Here is a 21632-nt window from a genome sequence, read left to right on the forward strand (position 1 = left end):
GAGGCGCCCTTGGGCGCCTCGTTTTATTGCCGCCTGCCTAGCGCACGCTGGAGCAGAAGCTCACGTCATCGCGCAGGGGGTCATTGCTCACGCTGTGATAGAGCTCGAAGCAGGGGCCGTCCCCAAAGGCGAGCCCGGCCGCGACGATATCGCCAATGTGCTCCTGCCAGCGCTCCCCGTACTGGCTGCGATCCGTGATGAGATAGCGGGACTGGGCGTAGCGCCCGGCGGGGATGAGCTGAATTTCCACCTCCCCCGCCCCCAGGGTCCCCACCGGTACGCTGATGCCGATGTCGGTGCGGCACTGGGCCGGCGGCGTCACCTCGGGGTTGTCGTGGTAGATGAAGATCCACTCTCCCCCTTCCAGGCCACGGGGCGCGGCCCACTGGTGAAGGCGATGGCAGACGGCGTCATACCCTTCGCCATAGGGGCCGGTCACGCGGATATAGGCCAGGGTGCGGGCGTCCATCTCGACGGTGTTCATGGTGTTGCTCCTTGCTGATGAGTGGCCTTCAGCATAAGGGAGTGCCCCTTGCCATGCGTGTCCTTCCTTGCGATCCAGGTGTCCATTCTTGCCCTTGTCGCGGCGAAACGCCCCCGGGGTGCAACCATAGTGACGACGAAACGCCTTGGCGAAAGCCTGGGAGCTGCCAAGCCCCGCCCCCAGGGCGATGGCGGTGACGCTGGCATCGGTGTAGCAGAGCTGCCAGGCCGCCCGCTGCATCCGCAGGCGGCGGCACATCTCGCCGGGGGCCTCCCCCACCACAGCGGTGAACACCCGGTGGAAATGGTAGAGGGAGAGGCAGGCGCGACTCGCCAGCGCCTCGATGGAGAGATCCGGATCCTGCTCCAGTGCCCGCAGCACCGGCGTCAGGCGCTCGCGATAGTCGATCATCGGCGCACCCTGGCCATGTAGAGGGCATCCACCAGCACCCCATGACGCAGGCCGTAATCCCGGGCAACGCCCTCCTCCACAAAGCCCGCCTTGCGATAGAGGGCCAGGGCTGCCTGATTGTCGGCCCAGACCGTCAGCTCCACCCGCGTCAAGCCGAGCCAGTTGTCCGCCAGATCCAGCGCAGCCTGCATCAGGGCGGTGCCCACCCCGCGCCCGGCCCAGTCATCGTGTACCGCCATGCCGATGCTCGCCACGTGGCGGCGACGGGGGGCCGGCTCCACCATCAGGACCAGCGCGCCCGCCACCTCCCCCTCCCACTCCGCCAGCAGGCTGTAGATGCCATCCCGCGGGGTCAGCTTCTGCTCCCACTGCTGCAGGGAGGGGAAGGGAAGTTGCAGGGTGCCCGCCTGGGCATGGGGCATGGCGTGAAGATCCCGCAGGGCGGCGGCATCTTCCGGCCCGGCGCGGCGAATGGTGATGGACATGAGACCTCCTGATTGGCTGAATCCCATCTTGCCGCAAGGCTGGCGTCTGTTTCCCCCCCCATCAGCGAAACCAATCAAAGGGTTAGGCACACTCCATTGGAGCCGCTCCCCCACTTCACCTAGTCTGGCGACTCATCACAAGGAGACCCGCCATGACCGACAAGACCCTGCGCAGCGCCAACGGCGCCCCCGTCGTCGACAACAACAACAGCCTCACCGCCGGCCCCCGCGGCCCCGTCCTGATGCAAGACATCTGGTTGATGGAGAAACTCGCCCACTTCGACCGCGAGCGCATTCCCGAGCGGGTGGTGCACGCCAAGGGCTCGGGCGCCTACGGCACCTTCACCGTGACTCACGACATCAGCGCCTTCAGCAAGGCCGACCTGTTCAACGTCGTCGGCAAGCAGACCCCGGTGTTCCTGCGCTTCTCCACAGTGGCGGGCGAGAAGGGGGCCGCCGACGCAGAGCGCGACGTGCGCGGCTTCGCCCTGAAGTTCTACACCGAGCAGGGCAACTGGGATCTGGTGGGCAACAACACCCCGGTGTTCTTCATTCGCGATCCCCTGAAATTCCCCGACTTCATCCACACCCAGAAGCGGGATCCCCGCACCAACCTGCGCAGCGCCACCGCCGCCTGGGACTTCTGGTCCCGCCACCCGGAATCCCTGCACCAGGTCACCATACTGTTCAGTGATCGCGGCATCCCCAGGAGCCTGCGGGAGATGAACGGCTACGGCAGCCACACCTTCAGCTTCATCAACTCGGCCAACGAGCGCTTCTGGGTCAAGTTCCACTTCAAGACCGAGCAGGGCCACCGCTTCTACACCGATGAAGAGGCGGCCACCGCCGTCGGTCAGGACAGAGAGACCAGCCAGGCAGATCTGTTCAACGCCATCGAGCGGGGGGACTTCCCGCGCTGGAAGGTCTATGTGCAGGTGATGCCAGAGGCCGAGGCCCAGACCTACTCGATCCACCCGTTCGATCTCACCAAGGTGTGGCCCCACAAGGACTACCCGCTCATCCCGGTCGGCGTGCTGGAGCTCAACCAGAACCCGGACAACTACTTCGCCCACGTGGAGCAGGCCGCCTTCACCCCGGCCAACGTGGTGCCCGGCATCGGCTTCTCGCCGGATCGCATGTTGCAGGGGCGGCTCTTCTCCTACGGTGACACCCAGCGCTATCGCCTCGGCGTCAACCACGGCCTGCTGCCGGTGAACGCCCCGCGCTGCCCGTTCCACCACGGCGCCCACCGCGACGGCGCCATGCGGGCGGACAGCAACGGTGGCGCCAGCCCCAACTACCAACCGAACCGCTTCGGCACCCAGCAGCCGAGCGAGCAGCACGAACCGGCCCTGAGTCTGGAAGGGGCTGCCCTGCACTACGATTTTCGCGACTACGACAGCGACTACTACAGCCAGCCGGGGGATCTCTTCCGCCTGATGGACGAGGGGCAGCGTGCCCGCCTCGCCGCCAACCTGGCCCGCTCCCTCATCAATGTGGAGGATGACGCCATCGTCGCGGCCCAGCTCAGGCACTTCGAGCAGGCCGACCCCGAGTACGCCAACCGGGTCGAGCTGGCCCTGGCCGCCCTGCAGCGCTGAGTCGCAGGCAGCCAACCTCTGCAAAAGCAAAACGGGGGCCTGATGGCCCCCGTTCTCGCATGACGGTCTTTGATGAATGAAAAACGGAGCCCGAGGCTCCGTCTTTCCATGCCGTATCCATCCCGGACGCTGCGCCCTCGCGCGCTTCCCTCCCTTGCCAACAAGGGTTTGTACCGCCAGCTCACGACGGCAACGACGTTGTGCACTGGCAGAGCGGCATCATTATCCACCTGTGGTAATAAACCTGCCTACGGTAATGCACTTTTAGTCACCCATAAAAACGGAGCCAGAGGCTCCGTTTTTCAATGCGGTATCCATCCCGGCCGCTGCGCCCTCGCGCGCTTCCCGACCCTTGCCAACAAGGGTTTGTACCACCAGCTCACGACGGCAACGACGTTGTGCACTGGCAGAGCGGCATCATTATCCACCTGTGGTAATAAACCTGCCTGTGGTAATGCACTTATATTCACCAATAAAAACGGAGCCCGAGGCTCCGTTCTTCCATGCCGTATCCATCCCGGACACTGCGCCCTCGCGCGCTTCCCGCTCCTTTGCCAACAAGGGTTTGTACCGCCAGCTCACGGCGGCAACGACGTTGTGCACTGGCAGAGCGGCACCATTGTCCACCTCTGGTAATAAACCTGCCTGCGGTAATGCACGTTTAGTCACTAATAAAAACGGAGCCCGAGGCTCCGTTGTTCAATGCGGTATCAATCCCGGACGGAACGCGCTTCGCGCTCTTCCCGCTCCCTTGCCAACAAGCGTTTGTACCACCAGCTACTGCGACGACGTTGTGCATTGGAAGAGCGACGAGCCATTGCTTAGATCCCAGTCAAGAGAAGAAAGAGCCGCATTATGCGATAGAGATCACGCCCGTGTCTGTAGCTGGATCAAGAAAAGGCTCACTGGCCCACCCGGATCGTCCGCTGGTTGCCCTCCGGTTCACCACTCTGTGACGGCGTCGTCACCTCTCGCCAGATCAGGGGGCCATTGGTCTCCATCGCCTGTTGCGGCGCGCACTCCAGCCAGAGCTCCCCCTGCTGGATACGGGCCCCCTGGGAGTATTTCTGATCCTGATACCAGCACACCCGCTCGGGCAGCGAACCAAGGGGCAGCACCAGCTCGGTGCCCACCGAGTGGCTGAGGGTGTTGGACGCCGGGGCGGCCAACGCGGGGAAGAGCCAGCCAAGGGCCAGCAGACAACCTGCACAACGGATCATGGGAATTCCTGTCACGGGGGAGTGAAAGTGTAAAGCGACCAGCAGAGCCCTCGACTTGACCAATAAATGTCAGCTCATCTGGCATTCCGGAAGCAATATGATAGCCTGCCTGCGCCCGCCAAGGCCTGTCAGGGTTCTGCCGTGGGCCCCCACCGGCATCGCCGGGATGCGGTAATGAATAACCCTTAATAATCAGATAATTAACTGGATATGTTGTCAATGCGTATCATGCCGTTGCTCAAGGCTGCCTGCCTGAGCCTGATGTTGTCCGCCTGTGTCGCCCCCCTGCTGATGATGAGCCCCACCAGCCAGCTGATGTGGGCCCTGCTCAAGCCGCTGGTCGGTTTCGATCCGAACGAGGCCAACCTGTTCGAGCAGCCGCTGATCAAGGACAGAATGACCGCCATGCTGGGGCCCAACTACGAGAGCACCATGCAGCTGCTCAAGACCGCCGACGAGCTGCAACAGGAGGGGCCACTCTTTTACGTGGTCTCCCGCTACGCCCCCGTGCCGGACGTGGCCAAACAGGCCGGCATGGTCTGGAACGCCGACACCAACCAGCTCGCCGTCATGGTGCAAAAAGGTGACGGGGCGACCCAGGTCTTCGGGGAAAACCTGACGGCCGCCACCCCGACCTGGCCCAGCGCCATGCAGGGCTGGCAGTCCCAGGCCACCCCGGCCGCCACGGCCCTGACCGGTGCCGGTCAGGGGCTCACGGGCGCGGGCAGTTCTCTGCTGGGCACCATGATGGGGGGCCTGCAACAGAGCGCCAGCAAGGCCCTGTCCGACTCCACCAAACAGGTGATCGGCAGTGCCGCCACCACGGTGCAGCAACAAGCCGCCAAGGCGGCGAGCGACTCGGCCAAACAGGCCGCCAGCAGCGCAGCCACCATCAGTGCCGCAACCACGGCGCAGCAGCAAACCGCCAAGGCGGTGAGCGACAGCGCCAAGCAGGCCGCCAGCAGCGCAGCGACCATCAGTGCCGCCACCACGGCGCAGCAGCAAACGACCAAGGCGGTGAGTGACAGCGCCAAGCAGGCCGCCAGCGGCGCAGCGACCATCCGTGCCGCAACCACGGCGCAGCAACAAGCCGCCAAGGCAGTGAGCGACAGCGCCAAGCAAGCTGCCAGCAGCGCCACCACCATCAGTGCCGCCACCACAGTGCAGCAGCAAGCCGCCAAGGCGGTGAGCGACAGCGCCAAGCAGGCCGCCAGCAGCGCAGCCACTATCAGTGCCGCAACCACGGCGCAGCAGCAAGCCGCCAAGGCGGTAAGCGACAGCGCCAAGCAGGCCGTCAGCAGCGCCACCACTACAGCGCAGCAGCAAGCCGCCAAGGCAGTGAGCGACAGCGCCAAGCAAGCTGCCAGCAGCGCCAAGCAAGCTGCCAGCAGCGCCACCACCATCAGTGCCGCAACCACGGCGCAGCAGCAAGCCGAAAAGGCGGTACAGCAACAGGGCGAGAAGCGGGAAGCGACCTCCGGCACCCTGAGCGATCAGGCCAGGGCGGATGCCGAAGCGGAGCTGGAAAAACTGCTTAACTGACTTATTTAAGCGTCATGCCACCATAAAAACAGGCCATCACATGATGGCCTGTTGTTTATCTGACCCGTGGCAGGGGAAGATCAGAAATGGCGGTCCTGCTCGGTGGGCTTGGCACCCTTCTCTTCGCTGTGCTCGATGGCGGTGCGGATAAGGTCGACGCCGGCCCGGATGATCAGCACCCCCATGTTGACCAGCTTGACGCAGACCCACATGAAGGTGATGAGCAGGATCAGCTTGAGCACCGTCTGGAAGGCCTCCAGGAAGTTCTGCTCCAGTTGGGCGGTGAGCCCGTTGGCGCTGCTCATCAGCCAGGTGTACACCTCGCGCACGAAGGGGATCCGGCTCGGCATCTCCAGCACGTCCAGCGCCGCAGGCAGGGCCTGGAAGATGACGATGCTGCCAAACAGTATCAGGATGACGCCGATGGCAATCCCCAGAAAGAAACCGAACTGTCGCATGAAGAGCCCCACAATGTAGTGAATGAGAAGAACAATAGCCGCCAATACTAGGGACTGCCCGCGCAGACGGCAATCCTTGCGTCCCCCACAGGGTCGGTGCCCCCTGCAAGCCATTGCCCGACCGTCTGATTTCTGTGACCCTTGTCCCCACTCCTTGCCCCTGGGTGTCATCATGTTTCGAGTCGTCTTCTGCCTGCTGCTGTTGCTGGGCGGTGCCCTGCCCGCCTCCCGCGCCGAATCCCCTCCCTCTGCGGCCGCCTGCGTGATCCGCCACCAGCAAGGGATCCTGCTGGTGCAGGACAGGCTCTCCTCGCGCTACAGCCTGAGCGGCGGTTACATCGACAGGGGGGAGACCCCGGAGCAGGCGGCCCTGCGCGAGCTGTTCGAGGAGACCGGCCTGCAGGGTCGCGTCACCGGCGAGCTGGGGCGCTGGCAACGGGCCAGGGTGTTCGCCTGCCAGACCCTGGAGCCCCTGCGGGTCCAGCGAGGGACGGGGTTTGTCTCCCTGCTCCAGGCCCCGGATCTCGGTGGCGAGATCCTGAATGCCAGGCTGATCGCGGCCGCCGACCTGCCCCCTGACCAGCGTCGCTTCCCGGCGCAGCTCGACTGGCTGCAAGCCCGGCTTGGCGAGCTGCCCGAGAGCGAGGTGCGCTGGCAGGCCGATTTCGTGGCGCAGGGCAATGCGCTGCATCAGGCCGAGATCCCGCTGATGATGCGCCTGCAACAGTGGCTGGGGGCCGATGTCTGGTGGCTGTCGGTCAGCAATCTGTTTGGTTCAGGCGGCTTTCAGCTTGCCCTGATACCTTTGCTGCTCCCGCTGCTGGGGTGGCCGCGGCTGCGCCAGCTGCTCTTTGCCATGCTCTGGCTCGGGCTGCTGGTGCAGGCGAGCAAGGAGGGGATCGGCTGGCCGCGCCCCTTCCATCTGCAACCTGAACTGGCGACTCACAGTGCCCAGGGCTTTGGCATGCCGAGCGGTCACACCGCCTCGGCCTTGCTGTTCTGGGGCGCGCTGCTTGGCTGGCTCTGGCCTGCCCGGCGCGGGCTGGCCTACTCGCTGGCACTGTTGCTGGCGCTGACCACCGGTCTGGCGCGGGTCTGGCTCGGGGTGCACTTTATCTCCGATGTGGCGGTTGGCCTGCTGATTGGCGCCTTGCTGCTGGCGGTTCGCCCCTACTGGCGGCTGGATCAGCGTTCATCCACCTGGGGATTGCTGATCGCTGTCGCACTGGTCTGCGCTGGCCTGAGCCAGTCGGCCCATCTGGCCGGGATCGGGCTGGCGGCGCTGGGCCTCTGGCTCGGGGGAAGGGCTACGCTGGTGCGCGACGGTTATTCCCGGTGGCTGACCGGCGCCGTGGTGCTGGCGGGCATGCTGCTGATGGTGGCGGGCGCGTGGGCATTGCCGCTATTGACCAGTAGTTCGATCGCTATCCTGCTTGGTCAGTTTGTGCTCTTTTTCGGGCTGGGGCTCTGGTTGAGCGCTGGCCTCTGGTGGATACTATCTCTCTTGAAACAAGACTCTAGACCCAGGGGCGGATGCCCTGACAGGGAAACCCTATGAACATGAAAAAAGTGGATTTGGCCAAGATCACCCTGGGCTTGCTGTTCCTCAGCCTGCTCATCATCTCGTGCTTCATGGTCTTGCGCCCCTTCCTGCCCGCCCTGGTGTGGTCGACCATGATCACCATCGCCACCTGGCCCCTGATGCAGATGGCCCAGCGCCTGCTGTGGGGCAAGCGCACCCTGGCGGCCTTGCTGATGACCAGCATCTTGCTGCTCATCTTCGTCATTCCCCTCTTCATGACGCTGGCCAACGTGGCGGAGAAGGCCCCCATGCTCATCGAGCTGGGCACCGAGCTCAGCCAATCCCCGCCCCCCGAGCTGCTCTGGTTGCAGCAAGTGCCCCTGGTGGGCGACAAGCTCTATGAGTTCTGGCAGCAGATCCTCGCGAGCGGCGGCCAGGTGCTGTTCACCAAGCTGGCCCCCTACTTCGGCCAGACCGCCCGCTGGCTGGCGGCCCAGGCGGGCAACCTCGGCCTGCTGTTCGTCCACTTCCTGCTGACCGTGGCCATCTGCGGCCTGCTCTACCACTCGGGAGAGAAGGCGGCAGAAGGCATTCGCCGCTTCGCCCACCGTCTGGCGGGCCAGCGCGGTGACAATGCGGTGGTGCTCGCCTCCCAGGCCATCCGTGCCGTCGCCATGGGGGTGGTGGTGACCGCCCTGGTGCAATCCTCGGTGGCGGGCCTGGGCCTGCTCATCGCCGGCATTCCCTATGTCATGGTGCTGGTGGTGCTGATGTTCCTGCTGATCGTCGCCCAGATAGGCCCCTTCCCGGTGCTGCTGGCCAGCGTCGGCTACCTCTACTGGAGCGGGGACACCACCTGGGGCACCTTCCTGCTGGTCTGGTCCCTGCTGGCGGGCACCATGGACAATTTCCTGCGCCCCTTCCTTATCAAGCGCGGGGCCGACCTGCCCCTCATCCTCATTCTGGTGGGGGTCATCGGCGGCCTGCTGGCACTGGGGATCATCGGTCTCTTCATCGGCCCCGTGGTGCTGGCGGTGGGCTACACCCTGCTGGATGCCTGGATCAAGGAAGATGACCAACCGGCGACCGCTCTGGTGGAACCGCCCAAGGCGCCGTGACGATTCATTCATCCCCGATGCAAAGAGCCGCCCAGGGCGGCTCTTTTGTTTATTACCGTCCCATGCAGGTTCGATGAGCGAAGTGTAATTGGACGATCGAGATGCCGCTGTCCGGTGTGTCCATGAATCAGCGGCATCTGCAGCAGGGAAATATGGATGGCTGTTATAGGGGAGAATTGATTTACGCGAACATCCGATTACCCCTTACGGCTAATCGAGCCAACGGCTGGTCGCGGCGTTTAGAACCAAAGTTCGAACCGGAACGCCAAAACACGAACCAGGGTTCGAATCACTCCTTCCCCTCCCCTGTTCCCTGCCGAAGGCGCCCGCCACAATGCCTGCACCATTGGAGGAGAACACAAGATGAACGAACTGAGAGCAACACGGGCCCTCATCAGCGGCGGCGCCAGCGGCATCGGACTGGCCATCGCCGAGGCCCTGGCCAGCCAGGGGGTGGAGCTGATCCTGGCTTCCCGCCGCCTGGGGCTGCTGGAGCAGGAAGCGGCCAGACTGGAGGCACGATACGGGGTGCGAGTCATGGCACTGGCGCTGGATGTGTGCGACGGCGATCAGGTGCGGGACGGCCATGCCCGGATCCGGGAGCGGCTCGGCCCCGTCGATCTGCTCATCAACAACAGCGGGGTCGGCAGCGACCACCTGGTGCAGGATCTGCCGGAATCGGAGTGGGACAGGGTGATGGATACCTGTGCCAAGGGCACCTTCCTGCTGACCCGGGCCTGCCTGCCGGACATGCTGGCAAACCGCCACGGCACCGTCATCAACATCGCCTCCCAGGCCGCCAGGCACGGCTATGCCAGGGCCAGTGTCTACTGCGCCGCCAAGTTTGCGGTCCTGGGGTTCGCCCGGGCACTGCGGGAAGAGGTGCAGCACCAGGGCATCCGGGTCCACACCCTCTGTCCCGGGCTGGTGCAGGTGCCGCCCCCGGCCTGTCCGGGCGATCGCAAGCCCGGCTGGCTGCAGGTGGAGGATCTGGCCGAGGCCGTGCTCTATACCCTGCGCCAACCCCCTCACGTCCAGCTCGACGAGATCGGCATGACGGGGATCTGAGCGAGGCGCCATGGAACGCCAGCAAGGACAAGGGGCGCCGAGGCGCCCCTTGTTCTGCGTCACACCGCCAGAGGCGGCCTGCGCGTAAGATCAGGCAGGTTGATGGAGGGTGATGCAGTGGATGCCGCCGCCCCCGGCCGCCACCGGGTCTATGTCTATCTGCACTATCTTGCGCCCCGGATAGAGGCTGGCCAGCAGATCCCGGCAATGGCGGTCGGCCCTGGCATCCCCGAACTGGGGAGCGATGACGGCGCCGTTGATGGGCAGGTAGTTGATGTAACCGGCGGCAAAGTCCGGGCTGCGGCTGAACTTGTTGTCCCGCCCGCCCAGGGGCGGCGGTAGCTGATGCAGCTCCAGCTTGTTGCCGTCGGCGTCCGTCGCCTGCTGCAGGATGGCGAGGTGCTGGCGGGTCACCTTGTAGTCGTAGGAGTCGGGATCGTTGTCCATGTTGATCGCCACCACCCCGGGGCGCACGAAGCGGGCGTAGAAGTCCACGTGGGCATCCGTGATGTCACGGCCCTTGATCCCCGGCAGCCAGATGATCTTGCGCAGCCCCAGGTTGGCCTTGAGCTCCGCCTCCACCTGCGCCTTGGTGAGGCCGGGGTTGCGGTTGCTGTTGATCCAGCTGCTCTCGGTCATGATGGCGGTGCCGTTGCCATCCACCTCGATGCCGCCCCCCTCACCGATGAGCTCGCTCTGCAGGTAATAGGCATCGGTCTGCCGGCCCACCAGGGCGGCGACCCTGGCGTCATGGCTGTGCTCCTGCTTGTCACCCCAGCCGTTGAAGTTGAAGTCCACCAGCCCGAGCCCTCCCTGCTCGTCCTGCACGAAGACGCCGCCGGTATCCCGCAGCCAGATGTCATCCATCTCGGCGTGGACGAAGTGGGTGTTGCGCTCGCCGCATAACTGGCGCGCCAGCGCCTCGTCATCCTCGTGGCAGAGCACGTTGACCCGGGTGTAGGGCACCATGGCCTGCACCAGCCGCCCTATGGTGGCCTGCACCTCCTTGTAGTGGCGACCCCAGATCTCGCTGGTGGCCCCGAAGGCCACCCACACCAGGGCCTGGGGGGAGGACTCCTCCGGCATGTGGTAGCGAGCAGCGGCGCCGGGTTCGCCGGCGGCGAAGGCCGCGCGGGCACCGGGCAGGCTGCCAAACCCGGCAATGGCGCCGAGGGCGACCAGTTGTTTCAATACGTGGCGTCGGGAAAACATCGTTCTACTCCTGGGTTCAGAGGCTGCTCTTGAAGCGAGTCCAGGCTCGCATGCGGGCACGCATCTGGGATTGTGCTATATCCTGACCCGGAATGAGCCGCTGGTAGCTGGCCTCGTCCAGGTAGATATCCGGGTTGGCCGTCATGGTGGCATCCACCATGGGTCTGGCCTTGGCACTGGCAGTCGGATAGCCGGTGCTGTTGGTGATGGCCGCCATGTTGGCCGGGCGCATCACGAAGTTGATAAAGGCATAGGCATAGTCAGGATGGGGGGCATCCGCCGGGATCGCCATGGTGTCCATCCAGATAGTGCTCCCCTCCTTCGGCAATCGGTATTCGAAGTCGACCCGCTTGCCCGCCTCGGCGGCGGCGCGCCTGGCCTGGGTCATGTCACCGCTGTAGCCCAGGGAGAGACAGAGATCCCCATTCACCAGCTGGGTCACCGGCTGGGACTGGAACTTGCGGATATAGGGCTTGATCCCCTTGAGCAGGGCCAGGGCCGCCTCCAGATCGTCCGCCTTGCCGCTGCGGGGATCCCGCCCAAGATAGTGCAGCACCACCGCCAGCACCTCGTCCGGGGAGTCGATGACCGAGATGCCGCAATCTGCAAATTTCGCCGCCAGCTCGGGCTTGAACAGCATGTCCAGGCTGCTGACCGGGGCATCCGGCATCCTCTGCTTGATAGCGTCCGCATTGTAGGTGAGCCCTATGGTGCCCCAGGTGTAGGGCACCACGGCCTCCTTCGCATGGGGATAGGCCTGCTGCAACCGCGCCAGGCCGGGGTCTATGTCCCCCAGGTGTTGCAGCTTGCCCTTGTCGAGGGGCTGCAGGCTGCCCGCCCGCATCAGCCGCTCCGCCACCGTGTCCCCCGGGAAGATGAGGTCATACCCGCTGCGACCCGCCATCAGCTTGGCCTCCAGGGTCTCGCTGCTGTCCATCACGTCGTAGATGACCCGGATCCCGGTCTCCCGGGTGAATTCGCTCAGGGTATCGGGGGCGAAATAATCGGACCAGTTGTAGAGGCGCAGCACCTTCTCCTCTGTCGCCTCCCCCGCCCCTTCTGCGGCCTGGGCCCCCAGACTCAGCAGCAGGGCCAGTGCTGTGGCTATCTTGGTCAAGGCGCTCATGATGGACGCCCTCCCCGCTGGCCCTGCCCATCCAGGCTCAGCAAGGCGCCATACATCTCGGGGCGGCGATCCCGGTAGATGCCCCAGGTCAGCCGCTCCTCGGCCATGGCGGCGAGATCCAGCTCCCGCACCAGCACGCCCGGGGTATCCCTGTCCGCCTCGGCCAGCAGGGCCCCCTTGTGATCCGTGATGAAGGAGGAGCCATAGAAGCGCATCTGCAACTCGGGATCCCGGGTCGCCACCTCGTGGCCCACCCGGTTGGCGGCGATCACCGGCATGATGTTGGCGGCGGCATGGCCGCGCTGGGTCAGCTGCCAGTGATCCCGGGAATCGTGCCCCTCTGCCCCCGGCTCCGAGCCGATGGCGGTGGGATAGAGCAGCAGCTCGGCCCCCTGCAGCGCCATGGCGCGGGCCGCCTCCGGGAACCACTGATCCCAGCAGATGCCGACCCCGATGCGGCCGGCGGCCGTGTCCCAGACCCGAAACCCCGTATCCCCCGGGCTGAAATACTCCTTCTCCTGATAGCCGATGGCGTTCGGGATATGGGTCTTGCGATAGACCCCGAGCAGGCGACCATCCGCATCCGCCATCGCCAGGGAGTTGAAGCAGGCGTTGCCCGCGCGCTCGAACCAGCTGATGGGCAACACCACCCCCAGCTCCCGCGCCAGGGCCGAGAAGCGGCGCAGCACCCGGCTCTGCTCGAACGGCTCCGCCAGCGCCAGATGGCCGTGGTATTGCTCGATGCAGAAATAGGGGGTGGCGAAGAGCTCCTGCAACAGCACCAGGTTGGCCCCCCTGGCGGCGGCGTCCCGTACCAGGCTCTCCGCTGTGTCCAGATTGCGCTCCAGCTCCCAGCTGCAAGCGAATTGTGTGGTGGCGACGACGATCTTGCTCATCCGGATACCCTCCCTGACACGCGTTCCCCCTGACAGGCAAACTGCATGGTTGCGACGACCTTGTTCATGAATCTCTCCTCCCTGATCCCGTCATGAGGCCTCGCAGACGCCTGACGAGGCCGCTCCAAACACTTACCCCTGCACCGGCCAGGCCGGCTGCTGCTGGGTGATGCAGTGAATGCCGCCCCCGCCGTGGGCCAACTGGTTGATGCGCACCGGCACCAGCTGCCTGTTCGGGAAGGCGCGCCTCAGCACTTCCCCAGCCGCCTCGTCCGCGCCTACGCCGTAGGCGGGCATGATGATGGCGCCGTTGGCGATGTAGAAGTTGGTGTAGGAGGCGCAGAACACCTCCGCCTCGGCATCCACCGCCTCGCTCGCCTCGAACAGCTCGAGGCACTCGAAGGAGCGACCTCTCGCATCGGTGGCCAGGGCCAGGGCTCGGCGGTTCTCCCGCACCACGCGGCCATAGGTGGAGTGCCCGTCCAGGGTGGCGTCCACCAGCAGGTGGCCGGGGCGGCTGAAGGCGCAGACCCCGTCCACATGACCGTCCGTCATGTCGCCGGTGACGTGGTCCGGATCCCCCGGCAGCCAGATAGTCTTCTCGATGCCGAGCAGGCGGCTGAAGATCCGTTCGATCTCCACTTTGGTCATGCCGGGATTGCGGTTGCTGTTGAGCAGCACCGACTCCGTGGTTATCAGGGTGCCCTCCCCATCCACATGGATGGCGCCCCCTTCGTTGGCGAGGAAGCTGCCGATGCACTCCAGCTCCAGGCTGTTGAGAACGCGTCGCGCCAGCCCCTCATCCAGACCGTGGGCCGACTTGCCGCCCCAGGCGTTGAAACGCCAGCTGATCCCTGCGGTGCCAAGCTCGGGATGGCAGATGAAGGTGGGGCCGGAGTCACGGCACCAGCTGTCATCCACCGGCAGGGGAATGAAGCGCACCCCGTCGCCGCACAGGGCGCGAGCCTCGGCCTGTGCGGCGGGATCCACCACCAGGTTCACCGGTTCGAAGCGGGCGATGGCATTGACCACCCGGGCGAAGTCCTGCTGGACCTGGGGCAGGGTTACGCCCCAGCCGTTTTCCCACAGCGCCTTGTTGTGCGGCCAGACCATCCAGGTCGCCGCGTGCCGGCACCACTCCGCTGGCATGAACCAGCCCACAGCCCTCATTCCCTGCTCGCGCATCTCAGCCTCTCTGATTAGGTACTATTAAGGTTATTGACGATGGGAATAGACTATTCTCCCCGTTGATGGGTAACAAACGATCGATTTTCGATAAAAGTGATAAGCGGAGCTAATCAATGATGTTCAAACACTGGCCCCCTCTCAACGTGCTGCGCGGCTTCGAGGCGGCGGCCAGGCTCGGCAGCTTTCATCAGGCGGCCCAGGAGCTGCACCTCACCCAGTCTGCCATCAGTCAGCAGATCCGCTCGCTGGAGGAGCTGCTTGGCCAGCCTCTGTTTCACCGCCAGGGACGTTCCGTCGCCCTGACCGACGCGGGCCAGGATCTGCTGGAGACGACCCAGCAGGTGCTGCTGCAACTGGCGGTGGGAATACAGCGCCTCGAGCAGTACCGCAAGCCGAACCAGCTGGTGCTCAACACCAGTACCGCCATCGCCCGCCTCTGGCTGCTGCCCCGGCTGGCCGACCTTCACACCCAGCATCCGGGCATCGATCTCTGGCTGTTCACCAGCGACGACACGCCGAACATGGCCGAACAGACCATCGACATTTCGCTGCGCTGGGGGCTGGCTCCCCAGGCGGAATGCCGCCATCAGCCGCTGCTGGCGGATCGGCTGCTGCCGGTGGCGAGCCCGGCCGTGCTGGCACAGCCCGCGCAGGAGCGCACCACCCTGCACGGGGAGCGGGAGATGGACTGGCACCACTGGACCCTCAAGGGCGGCGACGATCTGCACCTGCAGACCCAGGGGCTCAACTTCTCCGATCCCGGCTTGTTGCAGGATGCGGCCAGCGCCGGGCTCGGGGTGGCGCTGGCGAGCGAGCTGCTCTCTCGCGACGCACGCCGACAGGGGTGGCTGCTGCCCCTCTCGTCCCACCGGGTGGCCGGGCCGAACTGGAACATGCTGATCCATCAGGAGAGCGAAGGCAGCCCCCAGTGCCGGGCGGTGAGCCACTGGCTCCAGCAGCAGTTTGCCGCAGAGGCCGTCACCCGGGACCAGGACGCGACACTCTGAGAGCGGTCACTGAATCGGGGCGGCAAGGGTGATTAAATGATCCCTTCCCTTTTGCCGGATATCGCCGTGACCATGCCATCCGTTCCCCAGCCCCTCTCGTCCTGGCCCGAGCACCTGCAGGCCTCCTGGCTGCGCTGTGCCCACCAGACCAGCGCGTCCCTCTGGCATCCTCCCCACTGCGCCAGAGGACAGACCCTGGAGAGCCTGCGCCAGCGCAAACGGGACCTGCTCACCACCGGCGAGATGGCGCTGGAGGATCTCTACGAGTTCATGGAGGGGCGCCCCTGCGCCCTGCTGCTCACCGACGAGAGCGGTTGCCTGCTGGCCCGGACCGGCCACCCCGATACCCTGCAGGCGCTGGCGGCACTCGGTTTTGGCCCAGGCGCGTTTTTCAGCGAGGGACGCATCGGCACCAATGCCGTCAACCTGGCGGCCCTGGAGGGGGTGCCGCTCTGCGTCAGCGGCCCCCAGCACTTCAACCAGCGTCTCCACCCCTGGCACTGCTGTGCCAGCCCTGTCTACAACAGCACCGGTCGCCAGGTGGCGATCGTGGCCCTGATCTGCCGGGTGGAAGAGGCCGCGCCGGGGGATCTCGCGCTCACCGTCAGCGCCGGCCGTGAGCTGGCCAATCTGCTGCAGATGGAGCGCCTGATGCAGGAGTCCCAGCACCATTTGAGCGAGCTCTATGCCCTGCTGGATGGCATGGAAGACGGCGTGCTGGCCTGGGATCCCCAGGGGCGGCTGCGCTACCTCAACGCCCTGGCGGCCAGTCGGCTGCAACTCGACCCGGATGTCTGCCTGGGCCAACCCCTCGATCACCATCTGCTGATGCCCCAGCGCCTGCGTTTGGCCATCGCGGAGATGACCCCCCTGAGTCATGTGGAGGTGACGCTGGAGCGGCGAGAGTCCCGGGGCGAGGCCTTCATCGACGCCCTGGTGAGCCTCAAGCCCCTGCCGGGGCCGGACGGGGTCAGCTTCATCGTCCTGCTCCATCCCACCGATCGGCTGCGCGCCATTCATCAATTGCGCCAGACGGTGCCCGAGCTCTCCGCCCTGGTGGGGGAGTCGAGCGCCATGCGCAAACTGCTGCGCCACGCCCGCCAGGCGGCCAGGGGACAGGGCCCCGTCCTGCTGCGGGGGGAGGAGGAGGTGGGCAAGGCCCAGCTGGCGGAGGCCATCCACTTTGGCAGCGAGCGAGCCGCCGGCCCCCTGGTCATCTTCAACTGCCAGGCATGGCCGAGAGAGCGGATGGCGCTGGAACTCATGGGGTCCGACGAGGCGGGGCAGGAGCGGGCAGGCAAGTTCGAGCTGGCTCACGGTGGCACGCTAGTGCTGGAGCAGGTGGAGTGCCTGCCCGCCCCCATGCAGGCCGCCCTGCTGCAACTGCTCAAGACGGGGCGCATCCAGCGCTTCGACTCCGCCCGCATCCTGCCCCTCAGGGTGAGGATCATCGCGACCAGCAGCACCCCGCTGGAGCAGCGGGTGCAGGAGGGGGAATTCGGTCGCCAGCTGCTCTATGCGCTGCAAGGGTGCGAACTCTGGCTGCCGAGCCTGCGGGAACGCAGCGCCGATCTGCCTGGCCTCATCCGCCAGCACCTGACGGTGCAGGGGGGCGAGCCGGGGCGCCAGTTCACCCCTGACGCCCTCGACTGCCTGCTGGCCTACCCCTGGCCCGGCAACCTGGGGGAGCTGCGCAGCGCCATCGAGTACGCCCAGCTGCATTGCAGTGAGGCACAGATCCCGCCCCGGGCGCTCCCGGCCGCCATCCGCCAGGGCCATTGCCTGCTGGCGGACGAGGTGGTGGGACAGCCGCTGCTCACCCTGGCGGAGCTGGAGCATCAGGCAATCCTGCGGGCCGCCCGTGCCAGCAAGGGCCAGGTCAGCCAGATGGCGCGCCAGCTCGGGATCAGCCGCACCACCCTCTGGCGGCGGCTCAAACTGCTCGACATCGATCCCGCCGACTACCACCACTGACCAGAACGCCCCTCAAAAAAAGTGGGCCCCGTCGTGACGGGGCCCGGATGGGGGAATGTTTCAGTCGCCGAAGCGATCTCGCGCCAGTTGCTGGAAGCAGCTCAGCGCAGCCCCGGCATCCTCCCCTCGCGCCAGCAGGATGAGCCTGTCCCCCTGGCGCACATCGAGCATCGCGAGCCGGCTCAGGCTGCGGGGATTCGCCTCTTTCTCCCCCTTTTGCAGCCTGAGTTCAGCGGCAAAGGGCTTGAGTGCCGCGACCAGTCGGGCGGCGGGGCGCACATGCAGGCCGTGGGGATTCTCCACCACCACCTCACAGCGCAGCCAGCCGTCGTCGGCAACGGGGGCTGCCTCCGTGGTAGCCTGCGCCGCACTGGCAGGCAGCATTCCCTGTTTCGGGCCCAGGGCGCCAAGCGCCTCGGCGGCGACCTCGTCCAGCGTCAGGCCTGCGCCAGCGGCCACCACGGCGGCCAGAGTGCCCTCGACCAGCGGGGCGGGGCTGAGCCGCACCCGGGCGCTCAGCTCGGGGGGCAGCAGCTCGAGGGCGGTCTCGGCGCTCAGGAGGGCGCTACCCAAGTCCATCAGCACCAGCACCCCGCTGCCGTCATCCGCCTCTTCCATCGCACTCATCACGGCGATGGCGTCGGTGCCGATGGGATGGGCGGGGTCATCGACCCCGGCCGCCAGCAACAGCTTCGCCGGGCTGCCCAGCTGATCGGCCAGGGCTTTCAAACCGGCCGCAAGCATGGCGCTGTGAGAGACCACTACGATGCCGATCATGTTTACAACCTCGCTCTGTCACGCAGGGCGGTCAGCAGCAGCAGGGTCGAGGTGGCCCCCGCATCCTGATGGCCGATGCTGCGCTCACCAAGATAGCTGGCGCGCCCCTTGCGGGCCTGCATCTGGATGGTGGCCTCGGTGCCGGCTGCGGCGGCAGCCACCGCCTTGTCCAGCGCCTCGGGGAGCGGCAGGCCCTGTTGTTCAGCCTGCTGCAGGGCGGCCAGAGCGGGCCACCAGGCGTCGCACATGGTCTTGTCACCCGGCTCGGCACGGCCGCGGGAGATGATCCCCTCCACCCCGTCGCTCAGCATCTTGCCGAGCTGGCCGAGGGTCAGGCTCTGGCAGGCATCGCTGCTGGCCGCGGCCCGGATGAAGAAGGTGCCGTAGAGGGGTCCGCTGGCGCCGCCGACCGAGGAGAGCAACGTCATGCCGGTGGTTTTGAGCACCTGGCCGATGTCCTTGTCCGCCACCGCGGGCAGCTTCTCCGCCACCTTGGCGAAGCCGCGCTGCATGTTGAGGCCGTGGTCGCCGTCGCCGATGTCGGTATCCAGCGCCGTGAGGTAGTCACGCTGCTCGGTGAAGATGTGCTCGCAGTCGAGCAGCCAGTTGACGATCTGATGCTTGCTTAACATGAATATTCCTCAGCAGCCGCGCCGCAGGGCCGGGGTGTGAACGGGGGCATCCCACAGGGTCATCAGCTCGTCATCCACCTTGAGCAGGGTGATGGAGATGCCGGTCATGTCGAGGGAGGTACAGTAGGGGCCGATGAGGTTGCGCACCAGATGGATGCCCGCCTCTTCGCACAGGGTGGCGAGGCGACCATAGACGCCGTAGAGCTCGGAGATGGGGGTGCCGCCGAGGCTGTTGACCAGGACGATGACCCTGTCACCCCCATTGAGCGGCTCGATAAAGGTGTGCTCCTCCTGCCAGCTGCCGGAGGCACGATCCCAGTGACGCAGGGTACGGCCATAAGGGCTGTTGTCGGTCAGCTCCTTGAACATGTCGTCCACCAGGGCGTTCAGGTCGGTGAAGGGACGGCGCTCGATGCCCGGCTCGCCGTGGATGCCAACGCCGAACTCCACCTCGTTGTCAGCCAGGGTGAAGGAGGGTTTGCCGGCAGCAGGCACGGTGCAGGCGTGCATGGCCACGCCTATGGTGCGGCTCTGGTTGTTGATCCGGCGGGCCAACACCTCGCAGCGCGCCAGATCGTAGCCCGCCTCGGCGGCGGCACCGACCAGCTTCTCGCACAGCACTGTCGTGGCAACCCCGCGGCGGCCAGCGGTGTAGAGGCTGTCCTTCACCGCCACGTCGTCATCGATGAGGGCGAAGCCCACCTTGACCCCGTCACCGTGCAGCAGCTCGACCGCGGTCTCGAAGTTGAGCACGTCGCCTGTGTAGTTCTTCACCAGAAACAGCACACCGGCGCCGCCGTCGACGGCCTGACCGCACTCGTACATCTGATCCGGGGTCGGGGACGTGAAGATCTCGCCGGGGCAGGCACCATCCAGCATTCCTTTGCCCACCAGGCCACCGTGCATGGGTTCGTGGCCGCTACCACCGCCGGAGACCAGCGCCACCTTGCCCGTCACGGGGGCGTCGGCGCGGGTGATGTAGTGGGGTTCGATTCGCACCTTGAGCTCGGGGTGGGCGGCGGCCATCCCCATCAGTTGTTCACGGACCACGGCATCGACAGCGTTGATCAGCTTCTTCATGGCTCACTCCTTGGCTTGCCACCACACGGGTGGACAGATGGTTGATGCAGCCAGTCTAGCGAGCCATAGGGGGATAAAAATGACAGGGGTTTCGGTTCGGATCTGAAACAGCAAACAAAGCCTGACGTTTCAATCTGAAACGAGCGGATGGGGAAGATCCGGGAAAGTGTTAGCCGCCTCACAGCCATGAAAAAGGGCCCCGCAGGGCCCTTCTCGATAGTGTGAAGATTAGATAGCCCAGCCACCGGCGTAGAAGATCACCAGGGCCACGGCGATGATGACGGTGCCGATGTTGAGCTTCTTCCACTCAGCGGCAAACAGGCGGCCGACCACCAGGGCCACGAAGCCGAGCATGATGCCGGTGACGATGTTGCAGGTGAGCACGATGAAGACGGCGCACAGCATGCCGGAGAGGGCATCGACCGAGTCGTTGAAGTCCAGCTTGGTGACGTTGCCCAGCATCAGCAGGCCCACATACATCAGGGCCGGTGCGGTGGCGTAGGCCGGTACCAGATAGCTCAGCGGGGAGAGGAAGATCATCAGCAGGAAGAGCACGCCGACCAGGGTGGCGGTCAGACCTGTCTTGCCGCCGGCAGCGGTCCCTGCGGCAGATTCGATGTAGACGGCTGCCGGAGCACCACCTACCACGCCCGCCACCATGCTGCTGACGGAGTCCGCAGTCAGGGCCTTGCCACCGCTGATGATGTGACCACGCTCGTTGATGAGGCCAGCCTGACCGGCCACGGCACGGATGGTGCCAGTGGCGTCAAACACGGCGGTCATCACCAGCGCCAACACGGTCGGAATCACCACCGGATTGAGGGCGCCCAGCAGATCCATGCTGCCCACCAGGGAGCCATTCTCGCCACTCAGGCTCGGCATGGCGAAGAAGCCCTGCCAGGTCACTTTCGGATCGAAGATGAGGCCGAGGATGGAGATGGCGATGATCACCATCAGGATGCCGCCCGGCACCTTGCGGCGCTCCAGGCCGAAGATGGCAGCCAGGCCCAGCACCGTCATGATGACCGGGAAGGCGGTGATCTCGCCAAGCTGCACCGGCAGGCCAGCCCCTTCATTCTTAATCACCATGCCGACCCCGTTGGTGGCGATCAGCAGCAGGAACAGGCCGATACCGATGCCGGTACCGTGGGCAATGCCGGAGGGGAGGTTGTCCAGGATCCACTGGCGCACGCCGGTGACGCTGATCAGGGTGAACAGCACCCCCATCAGGAAGATGGCGCCAAGCGCGACCGGAATGCTCAGCCCCTGACCCAGCACCAGGCTGAAGGCGGTAAAGGCGGTGAGAGAGATGGCACAACCGATGGCCATCGGCAGCTTGGCCCAGAGCCCCATCAGCAGGGAGCCGAAGGCGGCGATCAGACAGGTCGCCACAAACACCGGGCCCTGCTCAAAACCGGCTGCGCCCAGCATGTTCGGCACGACGATGATGCTGTAGACCATCGCCAGGAAGGTGGTCAACCCGGCCAGCAGCTCCTGTCGCACCGTGCTGCCACGCTGGCTGATGGAGAAATAGGAATCCAGAAACCCGCCATTGCCGGCGCGGGCCGTCGTTTGTTGCGTTGCCATAGTTCATCCTGAAAGTGTGAAGGAAATCGTTTGCTTGCTGGCGCGCAAAATAGCAAGAATTTGACGAGATTGCAGCGGATAAGCCCCCATTTCCCCGAAGTTTTTCATAAAAGGGCTCGTTGGAGGCCTCATTTTCCATGAGAGCGGCCCATCCCAAGCTTCTACACTCTTATACCAATCGGATTAAACATTAGGTCAGTTTTATCCAATCTCGGCTACAAAGTGACATCACCCGCTCCACATC

Annotated in this window: 19 protein-coding genes; 7 read left to right on the plus strand and 12 right to left on the minus strand. The window is 65.4% G+C overall.

The genetic code is table 11. The features are described 5' to 3' along the window. Positions 1-37: 37 nt before the first annotated feature. Entirely contained in the window at positions 38-895 is an 858-nt protein-coding gene (locus OKC41_RS17055; protein WP_042016487.1) for a GyrI-like domain-containing protein, read from the minus strand. After that, positions 892-1380: a GNAT family N-acetyltransferase gene (locus OKC41_RS17060; protein ID WP_010675925.1), complete on the minus strand. Its 489-nt coding sequence runs from the start codon at positions 1378-1380 to the stop codon at positions 892-894. The genes OKC41_RS17055 and OKC41_RS17060 overlap by 4 nt, the downstream gene beginning before the upstream one ends. 152 nt (positions 1381-1532) lie before the next feature. On the opposite strand from OKC41_RS17060, the gene OKC41_RS17065 reads away from it, so the two are divergent. Next, positions 1533-2981 carry a catalase gene (locus OKC41_RS17065; protein WP_270672205.1) on the plus strand — a complete coding sequence of 483 codons (1449 nt, stop codon included), beginning with the start codon at positions 1533-1535 and terminating at the stop codon, positions 2979-2981. 902 nt (positions 2982-3883) lie between these two features. Here the strand turns inward: OKC41_RS17065 and OKC41_RS17070 are convergent. Beyond that, entirely contained in the window at positions 3884-4201 is a 318-nt protein-coding gene (locus tag OKC41_RS17070; protein WP_039040821.1) for a DUF1496 domain-containing protein, read from the minus strand. A gap of 219 nt (positions 4202-4420) precedes the next feature. On the opposite strand from OKC41_RS17070, the gene OKC41_RS17075 reads away from it, so the two are divergent. Next, positions 4421-5743, plus strand: a complete 1323-nt coding sequence (locus tag OKC41_RS17075; protein ID WP_270672206.1) for a hypothetical protein — start codon at positions 4421-4423, stop codon at positions 5741-5743. Between the two features lie 80 nt (positions 5744-5823). Here the strand turns inward: OKC41_RS17075 and OKC41_RS17080 are convergent, their stop codons facing one another. Next, the gene (locus tag OKC41_RS17080; protein ID WP_010675931.1) at positions 5824-6201 is read right to left on the minus strand and encodes a hypothetical protein; all 378 of its coding nucleotides are present in this window, start codon (positions 6199-6201) and stop codon (positions 5824-5826) included. A gap of 172 nt (positions 6202-6373) precedes the next feature. Between OKC41_RS17080 and OKC41_RS17085 the strand changes: the two genes are divergently transcribed. From OKC41_RS17085 to OKC41_RS17095, 3 genes are all read left to right on the plus strand, one after another. Beyond that, positions 6374-7759, plus strand: a complete 1386-nt coding sequence (locus OKC41_RS17085; protein ID WP_270672207.1) for a phosphatase PAP2 family protein — start codon at positions 6374-6376, stop codon at positions 7757-7759. Then, positions 7756-8841, plus strand: coding sequence for an AI-2E family transporter YdiK (gene ydiK / locus OKC41_RS17090; protein ID WP_042864807.1), 1086 nt, complete (start codon positions 7756-7758; stop codon positions 8839-8841). Before OKC41_RS17085 ends, ydiK begins: the two co-directional genes overlap by 4 nt. A gap of 363 nt (positions 8842-9204) precedes the next feature. Further along, positions 9205-9909 carry an SDR family oxidoreductase gene (locus OKC41_RS17095; protein ID WP_042864806.1) on the plus strand — a complete coding sequence of 235 codons (705 nt, stop codon included), beginning with the start codon at positions 9205-9207 and terminating at the stop codon, positions 9907-9909. Positions 9910-9999: 90 nt separating this feature from the next. Here the strand turns inward: OKC41_RS17095 and OKC41_RS17100 are convergent, their stop codons facing one another. From OKC41_RS17100 to OKC41_RS17115, 4 genes are all read right to left on the minus strand, one after another. Further along, positions 10000-11121, minus strand: a complete 1122-nt coding sequence (locus tag OKC41_RS17100) for an agmatine deiminase family protein (protein ID WP_270672208.1) — start codon at positions 11119-11121, stop codon at positions 10000-10002. Positions 11122-11137: 16 nt separating this feature from the next. Beyond that, positions 11138-12247 carry an extracellular solute-binding protein gene (locus OKC41_RS17105; RefSeq protein WP_270672209.1) on the minus strand — a complete coding sequence of 370 codons (1110 nt, stop codon included), beginning with the start codon at positions 12245-12247 and terminating at the stop codon, positions 11138-11140. Beyond that, positions 12244-13143: an N-carbamoylputrescine amidase gene (gene aguB / locus OKC41_RS17110; RefSeq protein ID WP_270672210.1), complete on the minus strand. Its 900-nt coding sequence runs from the start codon at positions 13141-13143 to the stop codon at positions 12244-12246. Before aguB ends, OKC41_RS17105 begins: the two co-directional genes overlap by 4 nt. Before the next feature lie 132 nt (positions 13144-13275). Further along, positions 13276-14328, minus strand: a complete 1053-nt coding sequence (locus OKC41_RS17115; protein ID WP_042880411.1) for an agmatine/peptidylarginine deiminase — start codon at positions 14326-14328, stop codon at positions 13276-13278. A gap of 116 nt (positions 14329-14444) precedes the next feature. Between OKC41_RS17115 and OKC41_RS17120 the strand changes: the two genes are divergently transcribed. Next, positions 14445-15338, plus strand: coding sequence for a LysR family transcriptional regulator (locus OKC41_RS17120; RefSeq protein WP_151028574.1), 894 nt, complete (start codon positions 14445-14447; stop codon positions 15336-15338). Positions 15339-15410: 72 nt separating this feature from the next. Continuing rightward, positions 15411-17312 carry a dihydroxyacetone kinase operon transcriptional regulator DhaR gene (dhaR, locus tag OKC41_RS17125; protein ID WP_270672211.1) on the plus strand — a complete coding sequence of 634 codons (1902 nt, stop codon included), beginning with the start codon at positions 15411-15413 and terminating at the stop codon, positions 17310-17312. Positions 17313-17372: 60 nt separating this feature from the next. On the opposite strand, the gene dhaM is transcribed toward dhaR, so the two are convergent. The 4 genes from dhaM to OKC41_RS17145 form a co-directional block, all read right to left on the minus strand. Further along, complete coding sequence (gene dhaM, locus OKC41_RS17130; protein WP_010675941.1) at positions 17373-18089, minus strand: dihydroxyacetone kinase phosphoryl donor subunit DhaM; 717 nt, start codon at positions 18087-18089, stop codon at positions 17373-17375. A 2-nt stretch (positions 18090-18091) separates the two neighbouring features. Beyond that, positions 18092-18721, minus strand: a complete 630-nt coding sequence (dhaL, locus tag OKC41_RS17135; RefSeq protein ID WP_201895243.1) for a dihydroxyacetone kinase subunit DhaL — start codon at positions 18719-18721, stop codon at positions 18092-18094. A 9-nt stretch (positions 18722-18730) separates the two neighbouring features. Beyond that, complete coding sequence (dhaK, locus tag OKC41_RS17140) at positions 18731-19801, minus strand: dihydroxyacetone kinase subunit DhaK (RefSeq protein WP_201895244.1); 1071 nt, start codon at positions 19799-19801, stop codon at positions 18731-18733. Positions 19802-20029: 228 nt separating this feature from the next. Continuing rightward, on the minus strand, positions 20030-21388 hold the full coding sequence (locus OKC41_RS17145) for an NCS2 family permease (protein ID WP_010675944.1): 1359 nt from the start codon (positions 21386-21388) through the stop codon (positions 20030-20032). Positions 21389-21632 lie beyond the last annotated feature (244 nt).

The organism is Aeromonas sp. QDB17 (assembly GCF_027705305.1).
Taxonomy (GTDB): domain Bacteria; phylum Pseudomonadota; class Gammaproteobacteria; order Enterobacterales; family Aeromonadaceae; genus Aeromonas; species Aeromonas caviae.

Coding starts and splice junctions, on each gene's coding strand:
- OKC41_RS17055 (WP_042016487.1), bottom strand. CDS start 895: ATGATCGACTATCGCGAGCGCCTGACGCCGGTGCTGCGGGCACTGGAG.
- OKC41_RS17060 (WP_010675925.1), bottom strand. CDS start 1,380: ATGTCCATCACCATTCGCCGCGCCGGGCCGGAAGATGCCGCCGCCCTG.
- OKC41_RS17065 (WP_270672205.1), top strand. CDS start 1,533: ATGACCGACAAGACCCTGCGCAGCGCCAACGGCGCCCCCGTCGTCGAC.
- OKC41_RS17070 (WP_039040821.1), bottom strand. CDS start 4,201: ATGATCCGTTGTGCAGGTTGTCTGCTGGCCCTTGGCTGGCTCTTCCCC.
- OKC41_RS17075 (WP_270672206.1), top strand. CDS start 4,421: ATGCGTATCATGCCGTTGCTCAAGGCTGCCTGCCTGAGCCTGATGTTG.
- OKC41_RS17080 (WP_010675931.1), bottom strand. CDS start 6,201: ATGCGACAGTTCGGTTTCTTTCTGGGGATTGCCATCGGCGTCATCCTG.
- OKC41_RS17085 (WP_270672207.1), top strand. CDS start 6,374: ATGTTTCGAGTCGTCTTCTGCCTGCTGCTGTTGCTGGGCGGTGCCCTG.
- ydiK (WP_042864807.1), top strand. CDS start 7,756: ATGAACATGAAAAAAGTGGATTTGGCCAAGATCACCCTGGGCTTGCTG.
- OKC41_RS17095 (WP_042864806.1), top strand. CDS start 9,205: ATGAACGAACTGAGAGCAACACGGGCCCTCATCAGCGGCGGCGCCAGC.
- OKC41_RS17100 (WP_270672208.1), bottom strand. CDS start 11,121: ATGTTTTCCCGACGCCACGTATTGAAACAACTGGTCGCCCTCGGCGCC.
- OKC41_RS17105 (WP_270672209.1), bottom strand. CDS start 12,247: ATGAGCGCCTTGACCAAGATAGCCACAGCACTGGCCCTGCTGCTGAGT.
- aguB (WP_270672210.1), bottom strand. CDS start 13,143: ATGAGCAAGATCGTCGTCGCCACCACACAATTCGCTTGCAGCTGGGAG.
- OKC41_RS17115 (WP_042880411.1), bottom strand. CDS start 14,328: ATGCGCGAGCAGGGAATGAGGGCTGTGGGCTGGTTCATGCCAGCGGAG.
- OKC41_RS17120 (WP_151028574.1), top strand. CDS start 14,445: ATGATGTTCAAACACTGGCCCCCTCTCAACGTGCTGCGCGGCTTCGAG.
- dhaR (WP_270672211.1), top strand. CDS start 15,411: ATGCCATCCGTTCCCCAGCCCCTCTCGTCCTGGCCCGAGCACCTGCAG.
- dhaM (WP_010675941.1), bottom strand. CDS start 18,089: ATGATCGGCATCGTAGTGGTCTCTCACAGCGCCATGCTTGCGGCCGGT.
- dhaL (WP_201895243.1), bottom strand. CDS start 18,721: ATGTTAAGCAAGCATCAGATCGTCAACTGGCTGCTCGACTGCGAGCAC.
- dhaK (WP_201895244.1), bottom strand. CDS start 19,801: ATGAAGAAGCTGATCAACGCTGTCGATGCCGTGGTCCGTGAACAACTG.
- OKC41_RS17145 (WP_010675944.1), bottom strand. CDS start 21,388: ATGGCAACGCAACAAACGACGGCCCGCGCCGGCAATGGCGGGTTTCTG.